This window comes from Clostridium pacaense (assembly GCF_020709765.2).
Taxonomy (GTDB): Bacteria; Bacillota; Clostridia; order Lachnospirales; family Lachnospiraceae; genus Enterocloster; species Enterocloster hominis.
In genome coordinates, this window is record NZ_JAJFEB020000168.1 from 1 (window position 1) to 247 (window position 247).

Genomic DNA, 247 nt, shown 5'->3' on the forward strand with positions numbered 1-247 from the left:
ATAAATGTCTGGTACTGGCTGCAACCGCCGTCCATTGGTTTAATCCCATTGTTTACATGATGGCAAATGCCATTGATATCCAATGTGCATTATCCTGTGACAAGGAAGTCATACGCAGTGCGGATCCGGCTGTACGGCAGTATTACAGTGAAACAATTATCGGTTTGGTCAGGTACCAATCGGGACATAGGACCGCGCTGTCAACTAATTTTTCTGGATCCAGGCAAAGCCTGAAGGAAAGGATTGT

Annotated in this window: 1 protein-coding gene; it reads left to right on the forward strand. The window is 45.7% G+C overall.

Features of this window, described 5'->3' with window-relative positions; translation table 11 throughout:
- Nucleotides 1-247, forward strand: a 247-nt coding sequence (locus LK536_RS58940; protein WP_506092352.1) for a M56 family metallopeptidase, incomplete at both ends; no start/stop codon positions are given.